The 22,611-nt window shown below is 71.9% G+C and carries 21 protein-coding genes; 15 read left to right on the top strand and 6 right to left on the bottom strand.

Annotated elements, in window-relative coordinates; genetic code table 11:
• The first annotated feature begins 65 nt into the window (after positions 1-65).
• From AB0K82_RS08705 to AB0K82_RS08680, 6 genes are all read left to right on the top strand, one after another.
• A complete protein-coding gene (locus AB0K82_RS08705; RefSeq protein ID WP_364394455.1) occupies positions 66-710 on the top strand; it encodes an SSI family serine proteinase inhibitor in 645 nt (214 codons plus the stop codon).
• A gap of 123 nt (positions 711-833) precedes the next feature.
• A complete protein-coding gene (locus AB0K82_RS08700) occupies positions 834-1,253 on the top strand; it encodes a CBS domain-containing protein (RefSeq protein ID WP_364394453.1) in 420 nt (139 codons plus the stop codon).
• A gap of 18 nt (positions 1,254-1,271) precedes the next feature.
• On the top strand, positions 1,272-2,027 hold the full coding sequence (locus AB0K82_RS08695; RefSeq protein WP_364394451.1) for a GAF and ANTAR domain-containing protein: 756 nt from the start codon (positions 1,272-1,274) through the stop codon (positions 2,025-2,027).
• 60 nt (positions 2,028-2,087) lie between these two features.
• The gene (locus AB0K82_RS08690; protein ID WP_364394449.1) at positions 2,088-3,992 is read left to right on the top strand and encodes a SpoIIE family protein phosphatase; all 1,905 of its coding nucleotides are present in this window, start codon (positions 2,088-2,090) and stop codon (positions 3,990-3,992) included.
• 327 nt (positions 3,993-4,319) lie between these two features.
• Entirely contained in the window at positions 4,320-5,558 is a 1,239-nt protein-coding gene (locus AB0K82_RS08685; protein WP_364394447.1) for a glycosyltransferase, read from the top strand.
• An 8-nt stretch (positions 5,559-5,566) separates the two neighbouring features.
• A complete protein-coding gene (locus AB0K82_RS08680) occupies positions 5,567-6,118 on the top strand; it encodes a DUF6328 family protein (RefSeq protein WP_364394445.1) in 552 nt (183 codons plus the stop codon).
• Between the two features lie 84 nt (positions 6,119-6,202).
• On the opposite strand, the gene proS is transcribed toward AB0K82_RS08680, so the two are convergent.
• Positions 6,203-7,639 (bottom strand): proline--tRNA ligase, encoded by a 1,437-nt coding sequence (gene proS / locus AB0K82_RS08675; RefSeq protein WP_364394443.1) that lies wholly within the window; start codon positions 7,637-7,639, stop codon positions 6,203-6,205.
• Positions 7,640-7,826: 187 nt separating this feature from the next.
• On the opposite strand from proS, the gene lepB reads away from it, so the two are divergent.
• Complete coding sequence (gene lepB / locus AB0K82_RS08670; protein WP_364394441.1) at positions 7,827-8,516, top strand: signal peptidase I; 690 nt, start codon at positions 7,827-7,829, stop codon at positions 8,514-8,516.
• 59 nt (positions 8,517-8,575) lie between these two features.
• Positions 8,576-10,183 carry an ATP-binding cassette domain-containing protein gene (locus tag AB0K82_RS08665; RefSeq protein ID WP_364394439.1) on the top strand — a complete coding sequence of 536 codons (1,608 nt, stop codon included), beginning with the start codon at positions 8,576-8,578 and terminating at the stop codon, positions 10,181-10,183.
• 1,256 nt (positions 10,184-11,439) lie between these two features.
• Here AB0K82_RS08665 and AB0K82_RS08660 read toward each other — a convergent pair.
• The 3 genes from AB0K82_RS08660 to AB0K82_RS08650 all read right to left on the bottom strand — a co-directional run bounded on the left by AB0K82_RS08660 (position 11,440) and on the right by AB0K82_RS08650 (position 14,370).
• The gene (locus tag AB0K82_RS08660) at positions 11,440-11,994 is read right to left on the bottom strand and encodes a YceI family protein (protein ID WP_364394437.1); all 555 of its coding nucleotides are present in this window, start codon (positions 11,992-11,994) and stop codon (positions 11,440-11,442) included.
• Between the two features lie 257 nt (positions 11,995-12,251).
• Positions 12,252-12,617, bottom strand: coding sequence for a DUF2795 domain-containing protein (locus AB0K82_RS08655; protein ID WP_364394435.1), 366 nt, complete (start codon positions 12,615-12,617; stop codon positions 12,252-12,254).
• Positions 12,618-12,858: 241 nt separating this feature from the next.
• The gene (locus tag AB0K82_RS08650; protein WP_364394433.1) at positions 12,859-14,370 is read right to left on the bottom strand and encodes a diacylglycerol kinase family protein; all 1,512 of its coding nucleotides are present in this window, start codon (positions 14,368-14,370) and stop codon (positions 12,859-12,861) included.
• A 178-nt stretch (positions 14,371-14,548) separates the two neighbouring features.
• On the opposite strand from AB0K82_RS08650, the gene AB0K82_RS08645 reads away from it, so the two are divergent.
• Both AB0K82_RS08645 and AB0K82_RS08640 read left to right on the top strand, forming a co-directional pair.
• Entirely contained in the window at positions 14,549-15,529 is a 981-nt protein-coding gene (locus AB0K82_RS08645; protein WP_364394431.1) for an ABC transporter permease, read from the top strand.
• Positions 15,530-15,551: 22 nt separating this feature from the next.
• Positions 15,552-16,349: an ABC transporter ATP-binding protein gene (locus AB0K82_RS08640; protein ID WP_364394651.1), complete on the top strand. Its 798-nt coding sequence runs from the start codon at positions 15,552-15,554 to the stop codon at positions 16,347-16,349.
• Positions 16,350-16,413: 64 nt separating this feature from the next.
• Here AB0K82_RS08640 and AB0K82_RS08635 read toward each other — a convergent pair whose 3' ends face one another.
• Positions 16,414-17,643 (bottom strand): phospholipase D-like domain-containing protein, encoded by a 1,230-nt coding sequence (locus AB0K82_RS08635; RefSeq protein ID WP_364394429.1) that lies wholly within the window; start codon positions 17,641-17,643, stop codon positions 16,414-16,416.
• 312 nt (positions 17,644-17,955) lie between these two features.
• On the opposite strand from AB0K82_RS08635, the gene AB0K82_RS08630 reads away from it, so the two are divergent.
• The 3 genes from AB0K82_RS08630 to AB0K82_RS08620 all read left to right on the top strand — a co-directional run bounded on the left by AB0K82_RS08630 (position 17,956) and on the right by AB0K82_RS08620 (position 20,826).
• Positions 17,956-19,005: an ABC transporter ATP-binding protein gene (locus tag AB0K82_RS08630; RefSeq protein ID WP_364394427.1), complete on the top strand. Its 1,050-nt coding sequence runs from the start codon at positions 17,956-17,958 to the stop codon at positions 19,003-19,005.
• 5 nt (positions 19,006-19,010) lie between these two features.
• Positions 19,011-19,919 carry a sugar ABC transporter permease gene (locus AB0K82_RS08625; RefSeq protein WP_364394649.1) on the top strand — a complete coding sequence of 303 codons (909 nt, stop codon included), beginning with the start codon at positions 19,011-19,013 and terminating at the stop codon, positions 19,917-19,919.
• 64 nt (positions 19,920-19,983) lie between these two features.
• On the top strand, positions 19,984-20,826 hold the full coding sequence (locus AB0K82_RS08620) for an ABC transporter permease subunit (protein ID WP_364394425.1): 843 nt from the start codon (positions 19,984-19,986) through the stop codon (positions 20,824-20,826).
• A 60-nt stretch (positions 20,827-20,886) separates the two neighbouring features.
• Here the strand turns inward: AB0K82_RS08620 and AB0K82_RS08615 are convergent, their stop codons facing one another.
• Positions 20,887-21,219 (bottom strand): hypothetical protein, encoded by a 333-nt coding sequence (locus tag AB0K82_RS08615; RefSeq protein ID WP_364394423.1) that lies wholly within the window; start codon positions 21,217-21,219, stop codon positions 20,887-20,889.
• Positions 21,220-21,595: 376 nt separating this feature from the next.
• On the opposite strand from AB0K82_RS08615, the gene AB0K82_RS08610 reads away from it, so the two are divergent.
• Both AB0K82_RS08610 and AB0K82_RS08605 read left to right on the top strand, forming a co-directional pair.
• Positions 21,596-22,129: a YbhB/YbcL family Raf kinase inhibitor-like protein gene (locus AB0K82_RS08610; protein WP_364394421.1), complete on the top strand. Its 534-nt coding sequence runs from the start codon at positions 21,596-21,598 to the stop codon at positions 22,127-22,129.
• A gap of 84 nt (positions 22,130-22,213) precedes the next feature.
• A complete protein-coding gene (locus AB0K82_RS08605; RefSeq protein WP_364394419.1) occupies positions 22,214-22,594 on the top strand; it encodes a VOC family protein in 381 nt (126 codons plus the stop codon).
• Positions 22,595-22,611 lie beyond the last annotated feature (17 nt).

Raw genomic sequence — 22,611 nt, 5'->3', positions numbered from 1 at the left:
TTTCGGTGCGCTACAGTGAGCGATTGAGCTCCGCTGATCAGGCGGACTTTCCGGGGGGAAGACAAATGCGAATTATTCTGGCGTTCTCCATCGCCGCCGCCATTCCGGCGGTGCTCTCGGCCTCCGCGGCCACGGCCCAGACCAGACCGGCGCCTCCGGCGGCCGACATCGGCGAACAGGCGATGTGGCCGAAGGGACCTGTGCGGCCCGCGCCACCCGGTGCGGTCATCCGCGACCTGTCCGCCGCCCCGAGCGCCCAGGCGCCGATCACCGTACGGATGCCTCCCGCGCCGGGCACCGGGGCTCCGGCGTCCGACTCGACGCCGCCGCACGGTGGCCCTGTGCGGCCGCCGGCACCGCCCGCACCGTCGGCGGACCCGGCCACCGGGCCGGCGGCCGCGCAGGGCCCGACCCGGCTGACGCTGCGGACCGCGGTGGGCTCGGCCGCCCCGCGTACCGTGACGTTGCAGTGCGACCCGGTGGGCGGCACCCACCCGAAGGCCGCCCAGGCCTGCGCGGACCTCGACAAGGCGCGCGGCGACCTCACGGTCGCCCCCGACGAGAAGAACCCGCGGGCGTGCTTCATGATCTACTCGCCGGTCATGGTCAGCGCGGAGGGCCAGCGGCACGGCGAGCGGGTCAAGGTCAGCGAGCGGTACCCGAACACCTGCGTGCTGCGCGCCAAGACCGCTTCGATCTTCGACTTCTGACGATCGAGGGTCGGCGAACACCTCGCTCTCCCGTCGGCACCGACATGCATGGGGCGTCTTGTCCGGAATAAGACCCGCCTCCGGGGGTAGTCGGCGCATGACGGGCGAAGGGAAGTGTTCGCAATGGCGCAGAAGGTACGCGACGTGATGACGCCCGAGCCGGTCGCCCTCCCTCTTGACGCGCCGCTCACCGAGGCGGCCCGGTTGATGCGTGACCAAGGAGTCGGCGGAGTGCTCGTCACCCAGGCGGGCCGGTTGTGCGGGCTGCTCACCGACCGCGACATCGTCGTTCGCGCCGTGGCGGAAGGACGCGACCTGCACGGCACGCGGCTCGATCAGGTCTGCAGCGCCGGCGTGGTGACGATCGGGCCCGATGACGAGACCGAGACCGCCGTGCGCCTCATGCTGGAGCGAGGCGTGCGGCGGCTGCCCGTCGTGGAGGGGGACAGGGCGGTGGGCATCGTCTCGCTGCGGGACGTCGCGACCGGCGGCGACGCCCTGATCGCCGGCGCCCCTCGTGGCGGCGAACACCTGGCCGGTTAGGGGGATACCGTGGACGGCGTGGGACCGCAGATCAGTAGTGAGCTCGCCGTGGAGATCGCCCGTCTGGGCCTTGTCCACGAGGCGTCGGAGACCGTGGCGCTGCGGCGGGTGACCGAGTTGGCGGTCCGCACGGTCCGTGGGTGCGCGGGAGCGACCGGGATCCGATGGGCCGCCGGCGACGACCCCGAGCCCCGGGATCTGGCCGGCACCCATCCGGACCTGGCCTACCTCGTCGACGTCCAGTGCACCCGCCGGGACGGCCCGGTCTTCGACGTCGCGCGCACCGAGACGTCGGTGTTCTGCTCCGACACGCTGGTCGAGACCCGGTGGCCCACCTTCACCCCGATCGCGCTGCAACGCGGAGTGCGGTGCTTCGCCACGACGGTGCATCGCACCGGGCCGATCCTGATGACGCTGACGATGTACGGCGTGGTGCCCGGCGCGCTCGACCGGCGGGAGCTCGGGATCGGCGCCCTGCTCGCCGCGCAGGGCGGTGCGGCCGTGTCCAACACCCGGCACTACGAGGACGCCCACCGTACGGCGGTGCAGTTGCGGCAGGCCGTGGAGGCGCGGGCCGTCGTGGACCAGGCGAAGGGCGTGCTCATGCACGCGATGGGCTGTGACGCCGAGACCGCGTTCAACGAGCTCAAGCGGATCTCGCAGACCCGGCACGTCAAGCTGACGGCACTGGCGCGGCGGATCGTCGAAGGCAGCAGGCCCGATGCCGACGGCACCGGGCGGTCCGGCCTCGCTGGAGCCGCGGGCGGCCGTTAGAGTACGAACCAGCCGTCCGATTTGGTCGCGGGCAGCGATCGCGTCACGCTGGGAGGCGATATGTCCGACCAGCAGGAGACCCAGTCCCTCCTCCAGGAGACCGCCAAGGTCAAGATCCGGCTGAGCGAGCTGCGCAGTGCCGCCGCCCTGCCCGACGCAGACCCCGGGCCGCTCCTCGAGGCGGCCCTCGTCGAACTCGAACTGGCCGTGGCGTCGCTCGGCGCCACCGGCGAGGACCGCGCGACCGCGGAGGCCCGATCGGAGGCCGCCGAGAGCGAGCGCCGGATGCTGCGCACGGTGTTCCAGGACGCCCCGGTCCCGCTGTTCCTGCTCGAGCGCGATGGCACGGTCCGACGGGTGAACCGCCAGGCCGGCGCGCTGCTCGGTTCGTCCGCCGGCTACCTCACCGGCAAGCCGTTCCCAGTCTTCTGCGACATGGCGACGCGGGCGGCGGTCGGCTCGCACATCGCGGGAGTGTTCCACTCGGGGCAGCGGCGCCGTACGCGGGTGCGCTTCCTGTCCAAGCACGGCCCCGTGTTCGCCGACGTGACGCTCGCCCGGATCTGGGTGAGCGGCGAGCCCGAGCCGCTCGTGGTCGCCGCGACCGCCCCGTCGACGCGTGAGCCGGCGACCCAGGAGCCCGCGCCCGAGGTGCCGGCGACGGACGACGCGGTGGCCACGGTCGTGCACCGGATGGACGTTCTCGCCACCGCCACGGGGATGCTGCTGGAGGACGACTCGCTGACCGAGTCGGTCGCCGTCCGCCGCTCCGCGCGGCTCATCGCCGCCGAACTCGCCGACTGGGTCATCATCGACCTGGAGCAGAACGGCGCGCTGCGGCGGCAGGTCGTCATGGGCCCGGATGACGAGCGACGGACGCAGGTCGCCCGGATGCTGGAGAACGTCCACCCGGGCTCCGGCTCGCTGCCCGCCCTGGTCTACGACAGCGGCCAGTCGGTCCTGCAGGCCCACATCGAGGACCTGCGGACGCTCGGGACCACCCAGGGCGATCTGCCCGTGTGCGGGCTGATCGAGGCGTCCTCGCTGATCTGCGTGCCGCTGGACGACGGCGAGCGCACGCTGGGCACCCTCACGCTGACCGTCTCGGGCGAGCAGGGACCGTTCGACCTGATGGATCTCGGGCTGCTCGAGCGGCTCGCCCGCAACCTCGCGCTGGTGATCCGGACCGGGCGACGCTACCGGCGCCGCATGGAGGTCACCGAGCGGCTGCGCGCCGGTCTGCTGCCCCGCGAGCTGCCGGCCATCCCCGGTACCGAGGTGTCCGCGCGGTACGTCGTGGCGACGCGGGACGGCGGGTTCGGCGGCGACTTCTACGACGTGTTCCCGACCGCGGCCGGCTGGGGGGTGGCCCTCGGCGACGTCTGCGGCAAGGGCGAGGACGCCACGGCCGTGAACGCCGGCGCGCGGCACGGCATCCGGATCCTCGGCCGGTGGAACGCCAAGCCCGACGAGGTCCTGTCGATGGTCAACGAGACGCTGCTCGACCAGGAGCGGTTCGTCACGGCCGTGCTGGCCTGCGTCGAGCCGCGCGACGAGGGCCTCGCCGTCATGATCGGCAGTGCGGGGCATCCGCCCGCGGTGCTCATCCGGCGCGACGGGCTGATCCGCACGCTGAGCGGCGGCGGCATCCCGCTCGGCCTGTTCGCCGACGACTTCGAGGTCGGCGTCGAGTCGCTCGACCTGGAGCCCGGCGACACGCTGTTCCTGTACTCCGACGGCGTCGTGGAGAGCTCCGACGCGCAGCGCGACCGCTTCGGGCACGAGCGCCTGGTCGAGATCCTCGCCGCGCACGCCGCCGGTCCGATCGCCGACATGCCGCTGGCGGTCGAGCACGCTCTCATCGAGTTCTGCGGCGGTGAGCTGCGCGATGACGTGTCGATGTTGGCCCTGCGCGTCACCGCGGACACCGGCGGCCGGACCGCAGTTTCCGGGTCGGCTGTTTAATCGCCGCCGTATGAGGTAATAATTGGGTCCAGGAACTCGTGCCTAAGACGCAGGCACACCACCGGAGGGCGGCATACCCGTCCTCGATCTCCGGAGGGTGTGCATGCGTACATACAACTCAGGCCCGGTCAACGGCCTGACGTCGGCGTTCCTCTCTCTTTCCCCCACGGTCCCAGGCAACGGTCCTGGCCGTGAGTGCGTGCGCGCATCACTTCCCATCCCCGATCATTCCCACGGCTTCCGTCCCGTACGTCGGGAAGCCGGACGGGTCGAGATCGTCGCGGACACCGACGCGCCCGGTCGTCTGATCTTCCTGGAGGTTGCTCGATGATGAACATCGCCATGGTCTCGGTTCAGGACAGCCCCCTCGGCGCCGCCAAAGGACTTGAGGACGGCCTCGGTGCCCACGTCGCCGAGCTCGCCCGCGAGCTCGGCCGCCAGGGTCACCGCGTCACCGTCTTCACCCGGCAGGACGGGCGGGACCCGCGGGAGCGGGTGCGGTTCGCCCCCGGGGTCACGGTGGAGCAACTGGCCGTCGGGCCGGTCCGCCCGCTGGCCGAGGACGAGCTGCTGCCCTACCTCGCCGACTTCGGCGCGGAGCTGGCGCGGCGCTGGCACGGTAAGCGCCCCGACGTCGTCCACGCCCACCACTGGGTGAGCGGTCTGGCCGCGATCGCCGGTGCGAACGGCCTCGACATCCCGGTGGTGCAGTCCTTCCACACCCTGGGGACGGCCCTCAGCCGGTCCGGGCAGCCCTGCTCGCCCACGCGGGTACGGCTGGAGAAAGCCATCGGCCGCAGCGTTCGCACGGTCGTCGCCATGACCGAGAACGAGCGGACCGAGCTCGTACGGCTGGGGATCTCGCGCCGCCAGATCACGCTGGTGCCCTCGGGCGTCGACGTGGACAAGTTCTCCCCGAACGGCCCGGCCCTGCCGCGCGGTGAGGCGCCGCGCCTGGTCACGCTCCTGAAGGTCGGCCGGCACCAGGGCGTGGCCTCCGTCATCCAGGCCCTGGCCCGGATCCCCGAAGCCGAGCTCGTGGTGGCCGGCGGCCCGGCGCGTGAGGACCTGGAGACCGACGAGACCGTCCACCAGCTGCGGATAAAGGCCAAGGAGGCCGGGGTCGCCGACCGCGTCACCTTCATCGGCCGCGTCTCGGCGAACGACGCGCCGAAGCTGCTGCGCTCCGCCGACCTGACGATCAGCGTCCCCGCGTACGAGAACGTCGGCCGGGTGCCGCTGGAGTCGATGGCCTGCGGGACCCCCGTCGTCGTCTCCCCCGTCGGCGGTCACCTCGACTCGGTGATCGAGAACGTCACGGGCATCCACGTCCCGGCCGACCGTCCCATGGAGATCGCCCGCCGGGTCCGCGCGCTGCTGGCCGACCCGACGATCCGTACGGCCCTCAGCATCGGCGCGGTCGACCGGGTCCGGTCCCGGTTCTCCTGGGAGCGCGTGGCGCACGAGACCGTCAAGATCTACGAGTCCCTGCAGCCGGTGCCCGAGCCCGAGCCCGTTCTCGCGGGCGTCGGCGCGGGCGCCGCGGACGAGGACGAGGATCTCTGACGGCGTCGATGGGCACGGACGACACCGAACCTGATCCACGTCGGGACGAGACGCCGCGGGAGCGGTTCGACCGCGAACTCGTGGAGATGCTGCAAGGGCTGCGCGTCATCGTGGCCGGGGTGCAGTTCCTGTTCGCGTTCCTGCTCACCCTGCCGTTCTCGAACGGTTTCAAGCGGGTCGGCCACGTCGGGCAGTGGGTGTTCTACCTGTCGTTGATCACGGCGGCGTGCGCGTCCATCTGCCTGATGGCCCCGGCCGCCCAGCACCGGATGCTGTTCCGGTCCGGCCGTAAGGACCTGCTGGTCAACCGGTCGAACCGGTACGGCATCGCCGGAACGCTGGCGCTCACCGTGTCGATGTCCAGCGCCGTGGCGGTCGCCGCGCAGGGGTTCTTCTCCTCCGGGCTGGCGGCCGTGACGGCGGCGGCGATCGTCGGGGTGGCCGCGTGGGCGTGGTTCGTACAGCCCATGCTGACCCGCCGCCGGATCGAGGCCGGCCGCGAGGACGACGGCGAGCGGCCGGGGACCGGCCGGCGGGAGCTGCGCACGATCATCGACTGAACGACGAGGAACGGCCCCCGTGCGAGGGCCTGTCCACTTTGGACAGGGCCCAGGCGCGGGGGCCGTTCCTCGTACGTATCGAGGTCAGTACGAGCGGCCGAAGATGACCCGCTTGCCGTACGCCGACGGCTGCCCGCAGCGGAAGCAGGCGCCCGTCTCCGCCGGCGCCTCCGCCGGGATCACGCGCGGCGTCGCGGCCGTGTCGGCCTTGATCTCGTCCTCGCACTCCGTACGGCCGCAGTGCAGGACCCGCGCCCAGCCGCCGCCGACCTGGGACCGGAAGGACTCCCAGTCGTCGATCTCGGCGGTGTGCTCGTCGCGGAAGCGCTCCGCGCGGGCGTACAGGAACGCCTGGAACTCCTCCAGGATCTCCGGCAGCACCTCGGGCACGCGGTCGAGCGGGATCTGCTCCTTGCCCTGGTCGCCGAGCCGGCGGGCCAGCGTGACGACCCCGGCGTCGAGGTCGCGGGGGCCGAGCTCCAGCCGGATCGGGACGCCGCGCATCTCCCAGTCGTTGTACTTGAAGCCCGGCCGCAGCTGGGTGCGCTCGTCGACGTGCACGCGGACGCCGGCCTGCTTCAGCCGGGCCGCCAGCTCGCTCGCCGCCGCGACCGTGCGCTCGGCGGTCTCGTCACGGCCGATCGGCACGATCACGACCTGGTACGTCGCGATGCGCGGCGGCAGCACGAGCCCCTTGTCGTCGCCGTGCGTCATGATCACGCCGCCGAGCATGCGGGTGCTCATGCCCCAGGACGTGGTGTGGGCGTGCACCAGCTCGCCCTGGGCGTCCTGGTACTGGATGTCGAAGACCTTGGCGAAGTTGGTGCCGAGGTAGTGCGAGGTGCCGGCCTGCAGGGCCCGCCCGTCGCGCATCATGCCCTCGATCGAGTAGGTGCGGACCGCTCCGGCGAACCGCTCGCTCGGGGTCTTCTCGCCCTCGATGACCGGCATCGCGGCCAGCTCACGGGCGACCCCCGCGTAGGCGTCGAGCGCCCACATGGTCTCGCGCATCGCGTCGTCCTCGTCCGCGTGCGCCGTGTGCCCCTCCTGCCACAGGAACTCGGTGGTGCGCAGGAACATGCGCGGGCGCAGCTCCCAGCGCACGACGTTGGCCCACTGGTTCAGCAGCAGCGGCAGGTCGCGGTGCGAGTCGATCCACTTGGCCATGTACTCGCCGATGACGGTCTCGGAGGTGGGCCGCACGACCAGCGGCTCCTCCAGCTCCTTGCCGCCGGCGACCGTGACCACGGCCAGCTCGGGAGAGAACCCCTCGACGTGCTCGGCCTCGCGCTTGAAGTACGACTCCGGGATGAACATCGGGAAGCAGGCGTTGCCGTGCCCGGCCTCCTTGATGCGGCCGTCGAGGTCCGCCTGCAGCAGCTCCCACATGCGGTAGCCGTACGGCCGGATGACCATCGTGCCGCGGACAGGGCCGCGGTCGACCAGCTCGGCCTGGACGACGACCTCGTTGTACCAGGCGGAGAAGTCTTCGGACTGAGGAGTTACGCCTTCCCGACTCACGCAGCCGAGCGTACCGGCCTCCGGACGCTCGCGTGGACAACCTGGGGGTACGGCCGCCGGAAGACGATCACGAACGCCCGGCGGAGCCGGGGTGTTGATGTCGGCGGCGGCCACCGGATCCCCGGGGGACGACCGCGGTCGTGGGGGCTTACGCCGATCACATCGCCGTTCGGTTTACCGTACAGGCGTGTCTGACGAGACCCCGCCCGAGGCGGAGCAGAAGAAGCCCGCGAAAAAACGGTCGTTCCTTCGAGAGCTGCCCATCCTGATCGGCATCGCGCTCGTGCTGTCGCTGCTGATCAAGACGTTCCTGGTGCAGGCGTTCTTCATCCCCTCCGAGTCGATGGAGCGGACGCTGCACGGCTGCGCGGGCTGCACGGGGGACCGGATCCTCGTCTACAAGGCCGGCTACCGGTTCCACGACCCGCACCCCGGGGACATCGTCGTCTTCCGCGCCCCCGCGTCCTGGGAGCCGGAGACGCGGATCGCCAAGCCGAGCAATCCGCTGCGGCGCGGGCTGAACTGGGTGGGCGGCCTGTTCGGGATGCCTCAGGCGAACGAGAAGGACCTCGTCAAGCGCGTCATCGCGGTCGGCGGTCAGACGGTGCAGTGCTGCGACGCCCAGGGCCGGGTGCTGGTCGACGGCAAGCCGCTCGACGAGCCGTACCTCTATCAGGACGACCACAAGAGCTTCGGCCCGATCAAGGTGCCGGCCGGCCGCCTCTGGGTGATGGGAGACCACCGGTCGGACTCCGCCGACTCCCGCTTCCACCTCGAGGACGGCTACCAGGGGACCATCCCGGTGAAGAACGTCATCGGCCGCGCCTTCGTGATCGTCTGGCCGCCCTCCCGCTGGAACACCCTCGGCAAGGGCTGACGCCGGCGCGACGGAAAACCCGTTGGCGCCTCCGGCGGGATGGCGGAGACTGGCCGATCGTGGGTCACGTCGAAGTCGCGCATCTCGGTCACGTCCTGCCCGACGGGCGGGTGCTGCTGGACGACGCCTCGTTCCGGGTCGCGGACGGCGCGGTCGCCGCCCTGGTCGGGCCGAACGGCGCGGGCAAGACCACGTTGCTGCGGCTCGTCGCCGGTGACCTCGAGCCGCAGGGCGGCACGATCACCCGCAGCGGCGGGCTCGGGGTGATGCGGCAGTTCATCGGCAACATCCGCGACGAGTCGACCGTCCACGACCTGCTCGTCTCCACCGCGGTCCCGCGCGTACGCGACGCCGCGAAGGCCCTCGAACAGGCCGAGCTCGCCATGATGGAGCGCGACGACGAGCCCACCCAGATGCGCTACGCCGGGGCGCTCGCCGAATGGGGCGACGCCGGGGGCTACGACGCCGAGGTCCTGTGGGACGCCTGCTGCGTCGCCGCGCTCGGCGTCCCGTACGACCGGGCCCGCTGGCGGGACGTGAAGACGCTGTCCGGCGGGGAGCAGAAGCGCCTCGTCCTGGAGGCGCTGTTCCGCGGCCCCGACGAGGTCCTGCTGCTGGACGAGCCGGACAACTACCTCGACGTGCCCGGCAAGCTCTGGCTGGAGGACCGGCTGCGCGAGACGCCCAAGACCGTGCTGCTCGTGTCGCACGACCGCGAACTCCTGGCTCGCGCCGCCCGGCAGATCATCACGGTCGAGGCCGGGAACGTCTGGGTGCACGGCGACGGCTTCGCCACGTACGCGCGGGCCCGCCGCGACCGCAACGAGCGCCTGGAGGAGCTGCGCCGCCGCTGGGACGAGGAGCACGCCAAGCTGAAGGCGCTCGTCCGCATGTTCAAGCAGAAGGCCGCGTACAACTCCGACATGGCCTCGCGCTACCAGGCCGCGCAGACCCGGCTGCGGCGCTTCGAGGAGGCCGGGCCGCCGGAGGTCCCCCCGCGCGACCAGAACATCAAGGTCCGCCTGCGCGGCGGCCGGACCGGCAAGCGCGCCGTGATCTGCGAGGGCCTCGAGCTCACCGGCCTGATGCGGCCGTTCGACCTGGAGGTCTGGTACGGCGAGCGCGTCGCGGTGCTCGGCTCGAACGGCTCGGGCAAGAGCCACTTCCTGCGGCTGCTGGCCGGGGAGGACGTCGCCCACACCGGCGCGGGCCGCCTGGGCGCGCGGGTGGTCCCCGGACTGTTCGCCCAGACCCACGCCCGGCCCGACCTGCGCGGCCGTACCCCGGCCGAGATCCTGATGACCGAGCACGCGCGGCTGCGCGACGAGGCGATGGCCGCGCTGGCACGGTACGAGCTGCAGTACTGCGGGGATCAGGCGTTCGAGACGCTGTCGGGCGGCCAGCAGGCCCGGCTGCAGATCCTGCTTCTGGAGCTGAGCGGCTGCACGCTGCTGCTGCTCGACGAGCCCACCGACAACCTCGACCTGGCCAGCGCGGAGGCGCTGCAGGAGGGCCTGGAGGCGTACGCGGGCACGGTGCTCGCCGTCACCCACGACCGCTGGTTCGCCCGATCGTTCGACCGCTTCGTGGTCTTCGGCGCCGACGGATCGGTCTACGAGGCCGCCGAACCGGTATGGGACGAAACGCGAGTGATCCGCCCCCGCTGACCCGCAGAGGTCTCAGCCGCCGTGGCCCGGCCCGTTCCGGCGGGCCGCCCTACCCGGTCGGCGAAGACCGAAGTCTCGGTAAAAGCCCCCTCGGGCACCTCACGAACCGGTCTTACCGGGACGAATGACCCGCACCCGCGCGGCTTCACCGAGCATTCCGCACGCCCCCGCGACGCCCACCACCCCACGACCCCACCCACGGCGACACTCGACCCGCCGACCCCCAGGCGTACGTGGCGGCCTGCGGTGCCCACCGCCATAGACCGGCGCGGCGCCCACCGCAGACCAGCGCGGTACCTACCACCACAGACCGACGCAGTGCCCGCCACCGTGCGCCGGCGCGGTGCCCGCCACCGTGCGCCGGCGCGGTGCCCGCCACCGTAGACCGGCGCAATGCCCGCCACCGTGCGCCGGCGCGGTGCCCGCCACCGTAGACCGGCGCGGTGCCGACCGGTGTAGACCGGTGGGGTCTCGGCCGCCGTTGATCGGCCGGGGTGGTCAACCGTTGAAGAGGCGTCGAGTGCCGGCGGACGGGGACGCGCGCCGGGGCAGGCGGCCGCAGGTCGCCCTGCCCGGTCAACGCGGACCACACTCTCGGTAAAGGCTCGCTCCACGCCGGGCGAACCGGCCCTATTGGCACGAATGACCCGCGCCCGCAGGGCTTCACCGAACATTCCGCACGGCCCCGCGACGCCCGCCCCCACGACCCCACCCGCAGCAACACACGACTCACCGGACCCACCCCGGGCGGGCGTGGCGGCCTGCGATGCCGTACGCGGGGCGACCCTCGACTCCCCAGGCCCATCCCAGCCGGGCAGGCGGGCGTGGCAGCCTGCGGTGCCCTACGTGTGGCCGGCGCTCGGAGCGAATGCCGTGCAGACACGCCTACGCCGTGCACAGACCCGCTCCAGCGGGCCGTCCGGACCAAAGTCTCGGTAAAAGCCCGTTCAGGCACATCACAAACTTGCCTTACTCGGACAGATGGCCCGCGCCCGCGCCGCTTCACCGAGCATTCCGCACAGCCCCGCGACGCCCACCACCCAACGACCCCACCCACGGCAACGCACGACTCACCGGACCCACCCCGGGCGGGCGTGGCGGCCTGCGATGCCGGACGCGTGGCCGTGCTCGACTCCCCAGGCCCATCCCGGCCGGGCAGGCGTGGCAGCCTACGGTGCCCTACGCGTGGACGACGCTCGACTTCCCAGGCCCATCCCGGGAGGCGCCGAGTGCCGGGGACTGGAATGCGCGCGGCGTCAGTCGGCCGCGGGGAGCGCCAGGTCGAACTCGACCTCGACCTCGTCGGCGAGTTTGAGGGCGCCGAGCAGGGCCGAGTAGGGCTTGATCCCCCACTGTGTCTGGACGACGGTCGCGCTGCCTCGGACCCGGTCGTCCGCCACACCTCCCCGTACGGTGAGAGGGTGGGTTCGGCCCATGATCGTCAGCTCTCCGGTGAGAGTGAACGACTCGGGCGTACCCTGGGCCCCGCTCGATCGGAAGGTGATCAGCGGATGGGCACCGGCGTGGAGGATCTTCTCGCGAGCGTTCTTCTCGATCTCCGCACGGTCGGAGTCGGTGAGCGGCTTGACGCCTCCGGTGCCCTCGCGCACGCGCAGCGAGTCGACCTCCGCGTCGACGTTCACCGACAGGCTCGCGGGGTCCGCCGGGTCGACGGCCGCCTGGCCGGACCAGCGGGTCACCTCGATCGTCAGGTCGTGCCCGACCTTGCGTCCGACCCCGCTGCGGGACGTGCGGAGCAGGAGGCTTCCCGACTCCGGCCCCAGCGCGTAAGTGCCCGTCCTCAGCGCCATGGTTCCAGAGTACGCCCGGCCGTCCGCTCCGCCAGGGCACCGGCCATCCCCTCCGCCAGGGCACCGGCCGCCCGCTCCCCTGGGCACCGGCCATCGCTCCTCTGGGCACCGGCCATCCGCTCTACCGGGGTGCCGGCCATCCGCTCTACGGGGTGCCGGGCGTCCGCTTCGGTCGGGTGCTGCTGTTCGGCGGTCAGGAGGAGGCGCCCGGCCGGGCGCCTCCGGCTCGACGTGCTCAGGTGCACCGATCCGACGTCTCAGTGGCGCGCGGGCAGGCCGATCTCACGGACGATGTCCCCGATCGTGTGGAACTCCTTGCCCTCGGGCAGCCCCGAGATGGCCTCGACCACCGAGTCGGGCGCGCCCTTGCTCCGCAGGTGGGCGAGTAGACGCCGCCGATCGGCGGGGAACTCGCTGGGCGGCAGGTGTCGGCTGAGCTCGGCCCGGCGCGCGACCTCGGCGGGCGACATGCCGCGTGCCGGTCGCGCGGGCCGTGCCGTGGCGTCTCCGCCCGTCCCGCCGTGCTCCGACCGCGTCGTCCCGCTCCCCCTGATGAGGTTGTTCGTCTCCTTCCGGAGGTGCTCGTCCTGGGCCGTACCCTGCTTGTCGCTCTCGCGCTGCATGGATGACCTCACCTTTCGCGTAGCCCCCTCTCGGACGCTCCCCCGGGCATACAGGCGTTCCGGTCCGACCCCCCGGCAGGGGAACGCCCGAGATCCTCGACTGGAATCGGGTGGTCGCGCTGCGTGACCACCCTCCAGCCGCCCTACCCGACCAGAGCGGTCGCGAACCCTGGCGCCCCCCGGACGGGACGCGTGACCGACCCCGGACGGGACGCGCGGAGAGGCCCTCCGGGCACGCGTCTCAGTGGATGCGGGTCGTGGTCTTCGAGGGCACGAAGACGGCGAGCGCGGCGGGTTCCTTGGACACGATCACGTTGCCCTCGGAGGCGCCGACCTCGCCGTCCCGGGTCAGCCGCAGCGCGCCGTGGCCGCCCTTCAGTTCGAGCTTGCCCGCCGACCAGGCGCTGTAGTCCGGCATCAGCCGCAGGTGCCCGAGCAGCAGGGCGGCGACCGCGCGGCTCCGGCTGATGTGTCGCTTGGCGCCGATGAGCCGGATGTCGAGCACCCCGTCGTCGAGCCGCTCGCGCCAGGTCGGGGCCACGCCGCGGGCGCCGTACCGGCAGTTGCCGATGAACGCGAACCACACGCGCCGGTGGCGGCCGTCGACGTACACGTCCGCCGGCTCGGTGTGGCGGAGCACGCGGACGGCGGCGACGGCCAGGGCGGGCCACTTGCCCAGCCGGCCCTCCAGCCGCTCCCGTCGCTGGACGAGCTCGGTGTAGGCGCCGAAGCTCGCGGTGTTGAGGAAGATCTCGTCACCGGCCCGGCCGACGTCGACACGCGCGACGCAGCCGGACCGGTACGCCGCGACCGCGTCCGCGACCGTCTCGAGGCCGAGGGCGCGCGCGAAGTGGTTGAGCGTGCCGCCGGGGATCACGAGGAGGGGGACGCGCTGGTCGAGGGCGGCGGCCGCCGCGGCCCGGATGGTGCCGTCGCCGCCGCAGGCGCCGAGCACGGCCGCGCGCCCGGCGGCGTCCTTCAGCGTCGTCTCGAGGTCGCCGTCCGCCTCGACGATCTCCGCGGCGGGGAGACGTTCCTTGAGCCCGCGGGTCACGTCGTTGTTGCCGCCGGCGCCCGGGTTCACGACGACGACGACGCCCTCGCCGTCCTCCGACACGCCGCGGAGCGCCTCGACCGGCTTCGACCAGCGGGAGCTCGCCGGGCCGGGCATGGTGGGCCACAGCAGGCGGGTGCCGAGGCCCGCCGCGGTGCCCAGCGCGAGCCCGGCGAGCACGTCGCCCGGGTAGTGCGCGCCGGTGTAGATCCGGGAGAAGGCCACGGCGCCGGCGGCGACGCCGACCGGCACCGCCACGGCCGCCGGGGCCTCCATCGCGACCGCCGTGGCGAACGCCGCGGCCGACGCCGAGTGGCCCGACGGGAAGGACGGGGAGGTCGGGAGCCGCCACGGCGAGCGGATCGAGGGGATCAGGGTGACCCCCGCCCGGGGGGACAGGGGGCGCGCCGAGGGGGTGAACAGCTCGATCAGCGGGCGGGACCGCCGGAACGCCTGCTTGCCCACGAGGTTCGCCAGCGGGCTGGCCAGGCCGATGGCGATGGCCCCGCGCAGCGCCGCCCGGCGCATCTGCGGCCGGCTGGTGAGGGCGAGCGTCCCGGCGACGCCGCCCCACAGCACCGAATGGTTCGCGATTCTGGACAGTCGCGGCAGGATGTATTCGAGGCCGGGCAGCTTGGCCGCCGCGACCGCGTCGAAAGCGCGCTGGTCCAGCACTCTCGCTCGATTCAACAGGGACATGAACCGGTGTATCCCCGTTGCGCACCGGATCACGCCAATGATCACATTCTTGGCATCGCATCTCGCGGTTGGTCGTTGCCGCGCGCCCGTCTGCAATAGGCTGCTCGGCATGAGTCACCCGGAACGGCTCGGAGCCTCGGGTGGCGGGCAGGTCAGCACTATCGCGGAGCCCCCTCACATGACCGGGAACCCCCCGCTGGCCGAGTTCGCCGCGCGCCATGGGCTCAAGCAGAGCGCCGCTCGTCCCCCCCTCGGTGAGTACATCCGCCAGCTCTGGCAGCGACGTCACTTCATTTGGGCGTTCGCCTCGGCCAAGAGCGTCGCGATGTACACCGAGTCGCGTCTCGGCCAGCTTTGGCAGGTTCTCACTCCCCTGCTGAACGCCCTGGTCTATTACCTGATCTTCGGTCTGCTGCTGGGCCGTAGCGGGGACGTGTCGAAGTACATCCCGTACCTGGTGACCGGCATCTTCCTCTTCCACTTCACCCAGCGGTCGGTGACCTCGGGTGCCAAGTCGGTGCAGACCAGCATGTCGCTGATCAGGGCACTGCACTTCCCGCGGGCCACGCTGCCGTTCTCCTACACGATCGTGGAGCTTCAGCAGCTGTTCGCGGCGATGGGCGTGCTGCTGGTGATCATGCTCGGTTTCCAGGAGTGGCCCACCTGGCAGTGGGCGCTGATCATCCCGATCCTCCTGCTCCAGCTGATGTTCAACATCGGCGTGAGCCTCGTGGTCGCCAGGATCGGCGCGTTCGTCCCGGACCTCAGCCAGTTGCTGCCGTTCATCCTCCGGACCTGGCTCTACTTCTCCGGGATCATGTTCTCGATGTACACCCTGAGCTCCAAGGTCCCGACGTGGGCCATGCGGGTCATGGAGGCCAACCCCGGATCGGTGTACGTCGAGCTCGCCCGCCGCTCGCTGATGGGCTCCTACCGCCACGACCTGGCCCACATGAAGGCGAAGTACGCCGAGAAGTGCGCGGCCGGCGGCACCACCCACAAGCAGATCGTCGCGGCGGCGAACGCCTGCAAGCAGCACGCCGAGCTGGTCTCGACCAACCACATGATCTGGATCTACGCCGTGGGCTGGGCCGTGGTCGCCTTCGCGGTGGGCTTCTGGTTCTTCCACCGCGCGGAGGAGAGGTACGGTCGTGGCTGACGCCGTCAAGGAGAAGGTCAAGGTGTCCGCAGCCCCCGACGGGTCGGCTCCCCCGGTGGTGATCGACCAGACCCGCGAGCCCATCGTCATCGTCGACGACCTGCACATCATCTACCGCGTGTACGGCGCGGGCGGCAAGGGCAACGCCAACAACGCCATCATGCGCATCCTGCGCCGGCAGAACCGCCCGTCGATGAAGGAGGTCCACGCGATCCGCGGGATGTCCTTCGTCGCCTACAAGGGCGACGCGATCGGTGTCATCGGCACCAACGGTTCGGGCAAGTCCACGCTGCTGAAGGCGATCGCCGGGCTGCTCCCGCCGCAGCAGGGCGGCGTCTACACCGAAGGCCAGCCGTCGCTGCTCGGCGTCAACGCCGCGCTGATGAACGACCTGACCGGCGAGCGCAACATCGTGCTCGGCTGCCTGGCGATGGGCATGACTCCGGACGAGGTCAAGGCGAAGTACGACGAGATCGTGAAGTTCGCCGGGCTGAAGGAGGGCTTCATCCAGCTGCCGATGCGGGCGTACTCCTCCGGCATGGGCTCGCGGCTGCGGTTCGCGATCGCCGCGTCGAAGTCCCACGACGTGCTGCTGATCGACGAGGCGCTGGCCACCGGCGACGCGAAGTTCCGGCGCAAGAGCGCCGCCAAGATCGACGAGCTGCGCAAGGAGGCCGGTGCGGTCTTCCTCGTCGCCCACCAGCTCGACTCGATCCGGGAGATGTGCAACCGGGTGCTGTGGGTGGACGAGGGCCGGCTCATCATGGACGGTGACACCGACACGGTCGTCGACGCCTACGTCGAGGCCACCGGTAAGTGATCGAAGCCCGCTTCGGAGGTCGGACGTTCCGGGGAAGCGACCTCCGAGGCGGGCTCTCGCCGGATCATCCGGGGTCCGGCACGCTGCCCCGCAGTTGGAAGTGCGACTGGGCGGCATTCCAGAGCCGGGTGAAGTTGCCCTGGTAGGCGCCGTAGATGTCGGCCCCCTCGATAGTGATCATCGTTTCGTCGTTGTGCCGCAGCGCCGGCTCGGTGTAGTTCGGGCTGCCCGTGATGACGACCTTGCGGGGCCGTCCGGCGTACGTGCCGTTGATCAGGACGTACTTCGAGTGGGCGAAGGCGTCGACCTCGTCGCCGGTCTCCTCGTCGTCGTACACGTAGTGGCTGCTCAGTAGGTCCGGCCCGCCGTCCTGTTCGAGGATCTCGCGGGCCCGGTCGCTCAGGTTCGTGTAGATGACCCGGACGTCGCAGCCCTGGTGGGACAGCGACCAGAGCCGCTCGGCGACGTCCGTACGGCTGAGGTTGAAGGTCGTGACGCGCACCGCGGTGCCGCTCGCGCAGCCGACGTGTCCGAGCAGCTCGTACAGGGTGTCGGTCTTGGCCGAGTCGCCCGCGCGGGGGAAGGTGTAGGCGGTGACACGCCCGCTGCGGGTCACCCGGTAATGGTCTTGCTCGTGGTGCCGGGCGGCCAGCGCGCCGAAGTAGCGGACGTAGGCGTTGTAGAGCCGCGCGTCGCTGATCGTGAAGGCGTTGTTCCAGGCGTTGACGCGGTTGCGCGTGGTCAGGTTGGCCGAGGACTGCACGACGACGTTCCGGGCCCGCCCGGTGCGGGAGAACAGGAAGAACTTGTTGTGCATGATCGTGTCGCCGACGCAGCCCTTGTGGCAGGCCACCACCCAGGATGAGCTCTTGCGGCTGGTGCCCAGGGCCCGCTCGACGCGGCGGTACGCGTCGTTGTCGCGGGTGCTCGCGTCGACGACCAGTTGGACGTGCGCGCCGCGTTTCTTGGCGTCGATCAGGGTCCGGGCGAACGCCTGCGACGTGAACATGAACACCGCGATCCGGATCACCGCGCCCCGGGGCGCGCCGGCCGTCAACTGGTTGACGTGGTGGGCGATGGCGTTCTGCTCCGCCGCCGACCCGGAGGGGACGTTGAACACCGCGGAGGGCCGCAGGGCGGCCGTCGGGGCGATCCCCGGGTCGGCCCCTAGGGCTCCCGGCACGGCGGTGCCCCGCGCCGTGTCCGCCGCGGCCACCGGTGCTATCGACCGGGCCGGCGAGGAGGCACTGGCGATGGCGACCGCACTGACCGCGGCAATGGCAAGTCCACGCATGTCCTGACTTCTCCCCGTTTCCTGGGCGAACGGCCTACCCCGTACGCCGCCCAGAGCTCGACTGATGTAGATCACGCACTGTAGCGCCTTGGTCACACAGGACACACGGGTTACCCAAGAAAAGCCACGGATGGGGACCTGTGCGGCAACTGCCGCTGGAAGCCCGGCCAAGATCGATCTACTTTCGAGGGAGGAACCTCTGCACGGGGAAGGTCCCATGCCGGATCGACGTCCGCTGTCCCGACACGACTTCCTCTCCCGCCGTCTCCTCCGTTCCGTCACTTCCGTCACTCCGTCCGCGCCCACCCACCGGTGAGGGTCCTCGAGGCGCGGGGCCTGGTGAAGGTGTACGAAGGCCCCCGCAAGCAGCACGTGCGCGCGCTGGACGGCGTGGACCTGGCCACCGAGCAGGGCGAGTGCCTCGCCCTGCTCGGCCCGGCGGGCGCGGGCAAGACCACGCTCCTGCGCACCATCGCCGGCCTGGAGTCCCCGACCCTGGGCGAGGTCTACCTCGGCGGCCACCTGATGAACGGCCTGCCGCCGAGGACCCGCCGGGTAGGGCTCGTGGTCCCGTCGTACGCCCTGTATCCGCACAAGAGCGTGCGCGGCAACATCGAGTTCCCGCTCAAGGCCGAGCGCGTGCCGCGCGCGATGCGCGAGCGCAAGGCGCGGTGGGCCGCCGACCTGCTCGGCGTCCCCGGTCTGCTGGGTCGCCGCCCCGGCCGACTGTCCGCGGACGAGCGCCGCAGGGTGGCCCTGGCCCGTGCCCTGGTCCGGGAACCGGCCGTGCTGCTGCTCGACGAGCCGCTCTCGGGCGTCGACCCCCGCCTGCGCGCCGCCGCCCGCGACGAACTGCGGGCCCTCCAGCGGCGGCTCGGCACCGCGATGATCTGTGTGACGCACGACCAGGCCGAGGCGACCGGTCTCGGCGACCGCGTCGCGATCCTGGACGCCGGACGGCTTCGCCAGGTCGGCACGCCCCAGGACCTCTACGACGAGCCGGTCGACACCTTCGTCGCGACCCTCATCGGCACGCCCCCGATGAACCTCGTGCCGCGCGGCGACCGGCTCATCGGCCTCCGCCCCGAGCACCTGCTGCCCGCGGAGGAGGTTCCGCCGGAGGGACGCGTCACGATGCCGCTGCGCATCGACCGGATCGAGCACCTGTCGGGCGACCGGCACGTGTACGGCTCGGTGACGCGGATCGGCCGCGAGACACGGGTGATCGCACGGCTGCCCGCCACCGTGACCACTCCGCTCGCCGCCGGGCAGACCCACGAGTTCGCCGTGCCGGGTGACCGTGTGCGCTTCTTCGACGCCGAGTACGGCAACCGCACGGCGCCCGTACGGATCGGCGGGTGAGCCGGATGACGGCGAACACCGCGCCGCGCGCCCGCCGGCGGGGCGCGCTCGCGGACCGGGAGGGCCTGCTCACCTGGCTGTTCCTGCTGCCGTCGGTCGTCTACCTGACGGCGCTGGTCCTCCTGCCGGTCGCGCTCGCGGTCGCGCTGGCGCTGTCCGGGGTGACGGCGGCGGCCCCCGCGTACCGGTTCACCGGTGTCCGGCAATTCGGCTCGCTGCTGGGGGACGGCGCGCTCTGGCGGGCGCTCGGCGACACGCTACTGATCACCGGCGTCACCACGGTCCTCGTGCTGGCCTGCGGGCAGGCCCTCGCCCACGTCCTGGCGGCCCGCTTCCGCGGCCGGTGGGCGGTCCGGCCGCTCGTACTGCTGCCCTGGGCGACGCCGGCCGCGCTGTCGGCGACCTCCTGGCGGTGGCTGCTGGACTCCCCGAATTCCCCGGCCGGCCCGCTGCTGCGGGCCGCCGGCGTCGCGTCCTGGCACGGCCGGCCCGCCGTGGCCCTGGGCGCGGTCGTCGCCGTGCACGTCTGGCGGCTGACGCCCCTGGCCGCCGTGGTGCTGACGGCCGGGCTCGCCGCCGTGCCCCGCGACGTACGGGACGCCGCGCGCGTCGACGGCGCGGGCGCGGTACGGCGGGCACTCGAGGTGACGCTCCCGCTCGCACTGCCGTCGATCACGGTGGCCGCGCTGCTGACCGCGGTCCTCACCTGCGCCGACGCGGTGATCGGCGCCGTGCTGACCGGCCTGGGCGGCCAGCCGCGGCCACTCGCCGTGCTCGCCTTCGCACAGGGCGTCGACGGCGGCGCGCTCGGCCGCGGCGCGGCGATCGCCGTCCTGCTCCTGCCGCTACCGCTGGCCGGAATGGTCGGCCTGCTCCGGCTCGCACGCCGGCGGGCGGATTCGGAGGGTCCGTGAGTGAGCGGAGCGAGCGAACCATGAGCACAGCACGTCTGGTCACTTCCCCGACAGAGGAGGGCCCATGAACGTCGGTGGGCTGGCCGCGCGTACGGCGGCGCGGGAACTCGCCCGGCAGCGGCGGCGCCAGACCGTGCGCCACGTCCTGGCGCGCTCGGTGCTCTACGCGCTGGCGACCGGGGCGTCGGTGCTCTGCGCGGCGCCGTTCCTGTGGAGCCTGTGGACGGCCGCCCGGGAGGTCCCGGTCGAGGAGAGCGTGCGCCTGCTGCGGACGACCGCGTACGGATCATGGGTGGCGCACACGCTGGTCGTCGGCGCGCTCGTCACCGTCGCGACGCTGCTCCTCGCGCTCCCGGCCGCGTACGCGCTGAGCCGGCGGCGGCGGGGCGGCACGGTGGGCCGGATCGTCGCCGTCCTCGCCTTGGCGCCGTCCGTACTGCTCGCCCTGCCGCTGTCATGGACCGCGGACGCGCTCGGGCTCGGCGGGTCCCTGTGGACGCTCGTGCTCGTCGAGCCGGTGGTCACCGTCCCGGTGGCGGTACTGCTGTTCGGCGGCTTCCTGCGGGCCGTCCCCGTGGACCTCGAGGAACAGGCGCTCGTGGACGGGCACAGCCGTCTCGCGGCGTTCCTGCGGGTCGTCGTGCCGCTGCTGCGACCCGCCATCGCCGCCGTCGCGGTCTTGGCGTTCACGCTGGCGGCCGGTGACTTCGTGTACGCGCGGGCGCTGGCCGGGACGCACTCCACGGTGGCCGCCGGCGTCCCCGCCCGACTCGACCACGGCACGGTGCCCCTGTGGCGGGCACTGCAGTCGGGCGTCGTCCTGGTGGCCGTTCCGCTCGCGGCGGCGGCCGGCCTCGTACTGGAAAGGGTCATCGCGGCGTCGGCGGCCGTCGCCGACCGGACGTAGCCGCCGAATCGGGGGCGCAGCGGCGGCACGCCGGACATGCGCCCCCGATTCACTATCGGCTCAGGCTCCCGCGTCGTCGATCTCAGGGAGCTTGGTGTGGCGCCCCTGGAACGGGTTGAAATCGGGGCTTATCTTCGAACGATTCCGGCGAATCTGGTTCAGGCCGAACTCGTCGTTAGTGACAGCGGACTCGCGTTTGGCCCGAGCCGACTCCGCCGACTCGTCAACGCCTTTCGGTGGCCGGACGGCGCTGAGGCCGGAGCCCGAACCGTCGTCATTCCCCGTTCCCGGCAGGCCACCTGAATCCGACTGGCCGGTGTTCGGCTGCGGATGTGCGGCGTACGCGGGCGCTGCGGCCGTGCCGAGCACGGCCGTCAGCACGGCGCCGGCCAAGACGATCGCCTTTAGGTTCATTAGTCGCGCGGCGTGGAAAGCCCGGCCCTCAAGCCGGAGAGAGAACGCCGCTCCCTCCTTCGATTGTCGGTGATGGTCGCATCGCCACGCGGAAGGTTGAATACCCCTGACCTCGACATCGGCACGAATCCCATGCGGCCTTTGCGCACTCTCTACGTGGCGGCGGATGGCACAGGGCCACATGCCGCAGATTGAACTCCGAATCAGCCGGAATCCGCGAAAAATGGCGATAGCCCCCGGCTCGGTGGCCGGGGCGGCACCGGTCGCCGTCTCGTACGGGGAGGATCATCGCCACCTCGGTGGGCATGGCTGGTAGGACTTAGGCGTATCCGTCGAACCGACCGAGGAGGTTGCCATGGCAGGCCGGCCACCGCTGCCGCACGAATTCCTGCCCGAGGTCCCGTCCTTCACCGTGACCAGCGACGACGTCGCGCACGGCGAGCGGTTGTCCAACGCGCACGTGTTCAACGACTGGGGGTTCAACGGCGAGAACCGCTCCCCGCACCTGCGCTGGGAGGGCGCCCCCGCGGAGACCAAGAGCTTCGCGGTCACCTGCTACGACCCGGACGCCCCCACCGGAAGCGGCTTCTGGCACTGGGTCCTGTACGACATCCCCGCGTCCGTGACCGAGTTGCCGGCCGGTGCGGGCGGCGGTGACTTCAAGGGACTTCCCGAGGGTGCCCGGCACGCCCGTAACGACTACGGGAACAAGGAGTTCGGCGGGGCCGCTCCGCCTCCGGGAGCGCCGCACCGCTACGCCTTCACCGTGCACGCCCTGGACGTCGAGAACCTCGGCGTCCCCGAGGACGCGTCGCCCGCCGTCGTCGGCTTCAACATCACCGGGCACACCCTGGGCCGCGCGCAGATCGTCCCCGAGTACGAGAGCTGACGGCTCCGCGCCCGCCGTGGCGGGCCGGCACCCACGCCCGGCCCGCCACGGCGGCGTAGGGGGTGTCCCCCCTAGACTCGGCCCGTGATCGAACTGGTGCGCATGGACCATCTGGTGCTGACCGTCGAGGACGTCGAACGGACCGTCGGCTTCTACACCCGCGTCCTCGGGATGGAGCCGGTCACCTTCGGTGGCGGCCGCAGAGCACTGAACTTCGGGCCGCACAAGATCAACCTGCATCGGCGGGGAGCGGAGTTCGAGCCGAAGGCCGCCCGCCCGACGCCGGGCTCGGCGGACCTCTGCCTGATCACCGCTACGCCGATCGACGCCGTGGTGCGCCACCTCGAGGACTGCGGCGTGCCGATCGAGGAGGGGCCCGTCGGGCGTACCGGCGCGCAGGGGCCGATCACCTCGGTGTACTTCCGCGACCCGGACGGCAACCTCATCGAGGTCTCGGCGTACTGAGCGGGGCTTGTCAGTGG

The organism is Actinoallomurus sp. NPDC052274 (assembly GCF_040679475.1).
Taxonomy (GTDB): domain Bacteria; phylum Actinomycetota; class Actinomycetes; order Streptosporangiales; family Streptosporangiaceae; genus Actinoallomurus; species Actinoallomurus liliacearum.
The sequence above is the reverse complement of the archived record's forward strand: the minus strand, read 5'-3'. Positions and strand labels throughout refer to the sequence as shown.

Bases quoted from the DNA above. Each gene is read 5' to 3' on its own strand.
- AB0K82_RS08705 (WP_364394455.1), top strand. From the start codon at position 66: ATGCGAATTATTCTGGCGTTCTCCATCGCCGCCGCCATTCCGGCGGTG.
- AB0K82_RS08700 (WP_364394453.1), top strand. From the start codon at position 834: ATGGCGCAGAAGGTACGCGACGTGATGACGCCCGAGCCGGTCGCCCTC.
- AB0K82_RS08690 (WP_364394449.1), top strand. From the start codon at position 2,088: ATGTCCGACCAGCAGGAGACCCAGTCCCTCCTCCAGGAGACCGCCAAG.
- AB0K82_RS08685 (WP_364394447.1), top strand. From the start codon at position 4,320: ATGATGAACATCGCCATGGTCTCGGTTCAGGACAGCCCCCTCGGCGCC.
- AB0K82_RS08680 (WP_364394445.1), top strand. From the start codon at position 5,567: ATGGGCACGGACGACACCGAACCTGATCCACGTCGGGACGAGACGCCG.
- AB0K82_RS08660 (WP_364394437.1), bottom strand. From the start codon at position 11,994: ATGGCGCTGAGGACGGGCACTTACGCGCTGGGGCCGGAGTCGGGAAGC.
- AB0K82_RS08655 (WP_364394435.1), bottom strand. From the start codon at position 12,617: ATGCAGCGCGAGAGCGACAAGCAGGGTACGGCCCAGGACGAGCACCTC.
- AB0K82_RS08650 (WP_364394433.1), bottom strand. From the start codon at position 14,370: ATGTCCCTGTTGAATCGAGCGAGAGTGCTGGACCAGCGCGCTTTCGAC.
- AB0K82_RS08645 (WP_364394431.1), top strand. From the start codon at position 14,549: ATGACCGGGAACCCCCCGCTGGCCGAGTTCGCCGCGCGCCATGGGCTC.
- AB0K82_RS08635 (WP_364394429.1), bottom strand. From the start codon at position 17,643: ATGCGTGGACTTGCCATTGCCGCGGTCAGTGCGGTCGCCATCGCCAGT.
- AB0K82_RS08625 (WP_364394649.1), top strand. From the start codon at position 19,011: ATGACGGCGAACACCGCGCCGCGCGCCCGCCGGCGGGGCGCGCTCGCG.
- AB0K82_RS08620 (WP_364394425.1), top strand. From the start codon at position 19,984: ATGAACGTCGGTGGGCTGGCCGCGCGTACGGCGGCGCGGGAACTCGCC.
- AB0K82_RS08610 (WP_364394421.1), top strand. From the start codon at position 21,596: ATGGCAGGCCGGCCACCGCTGCCGCACGAATTCCTGCCCGAGGTCCCG.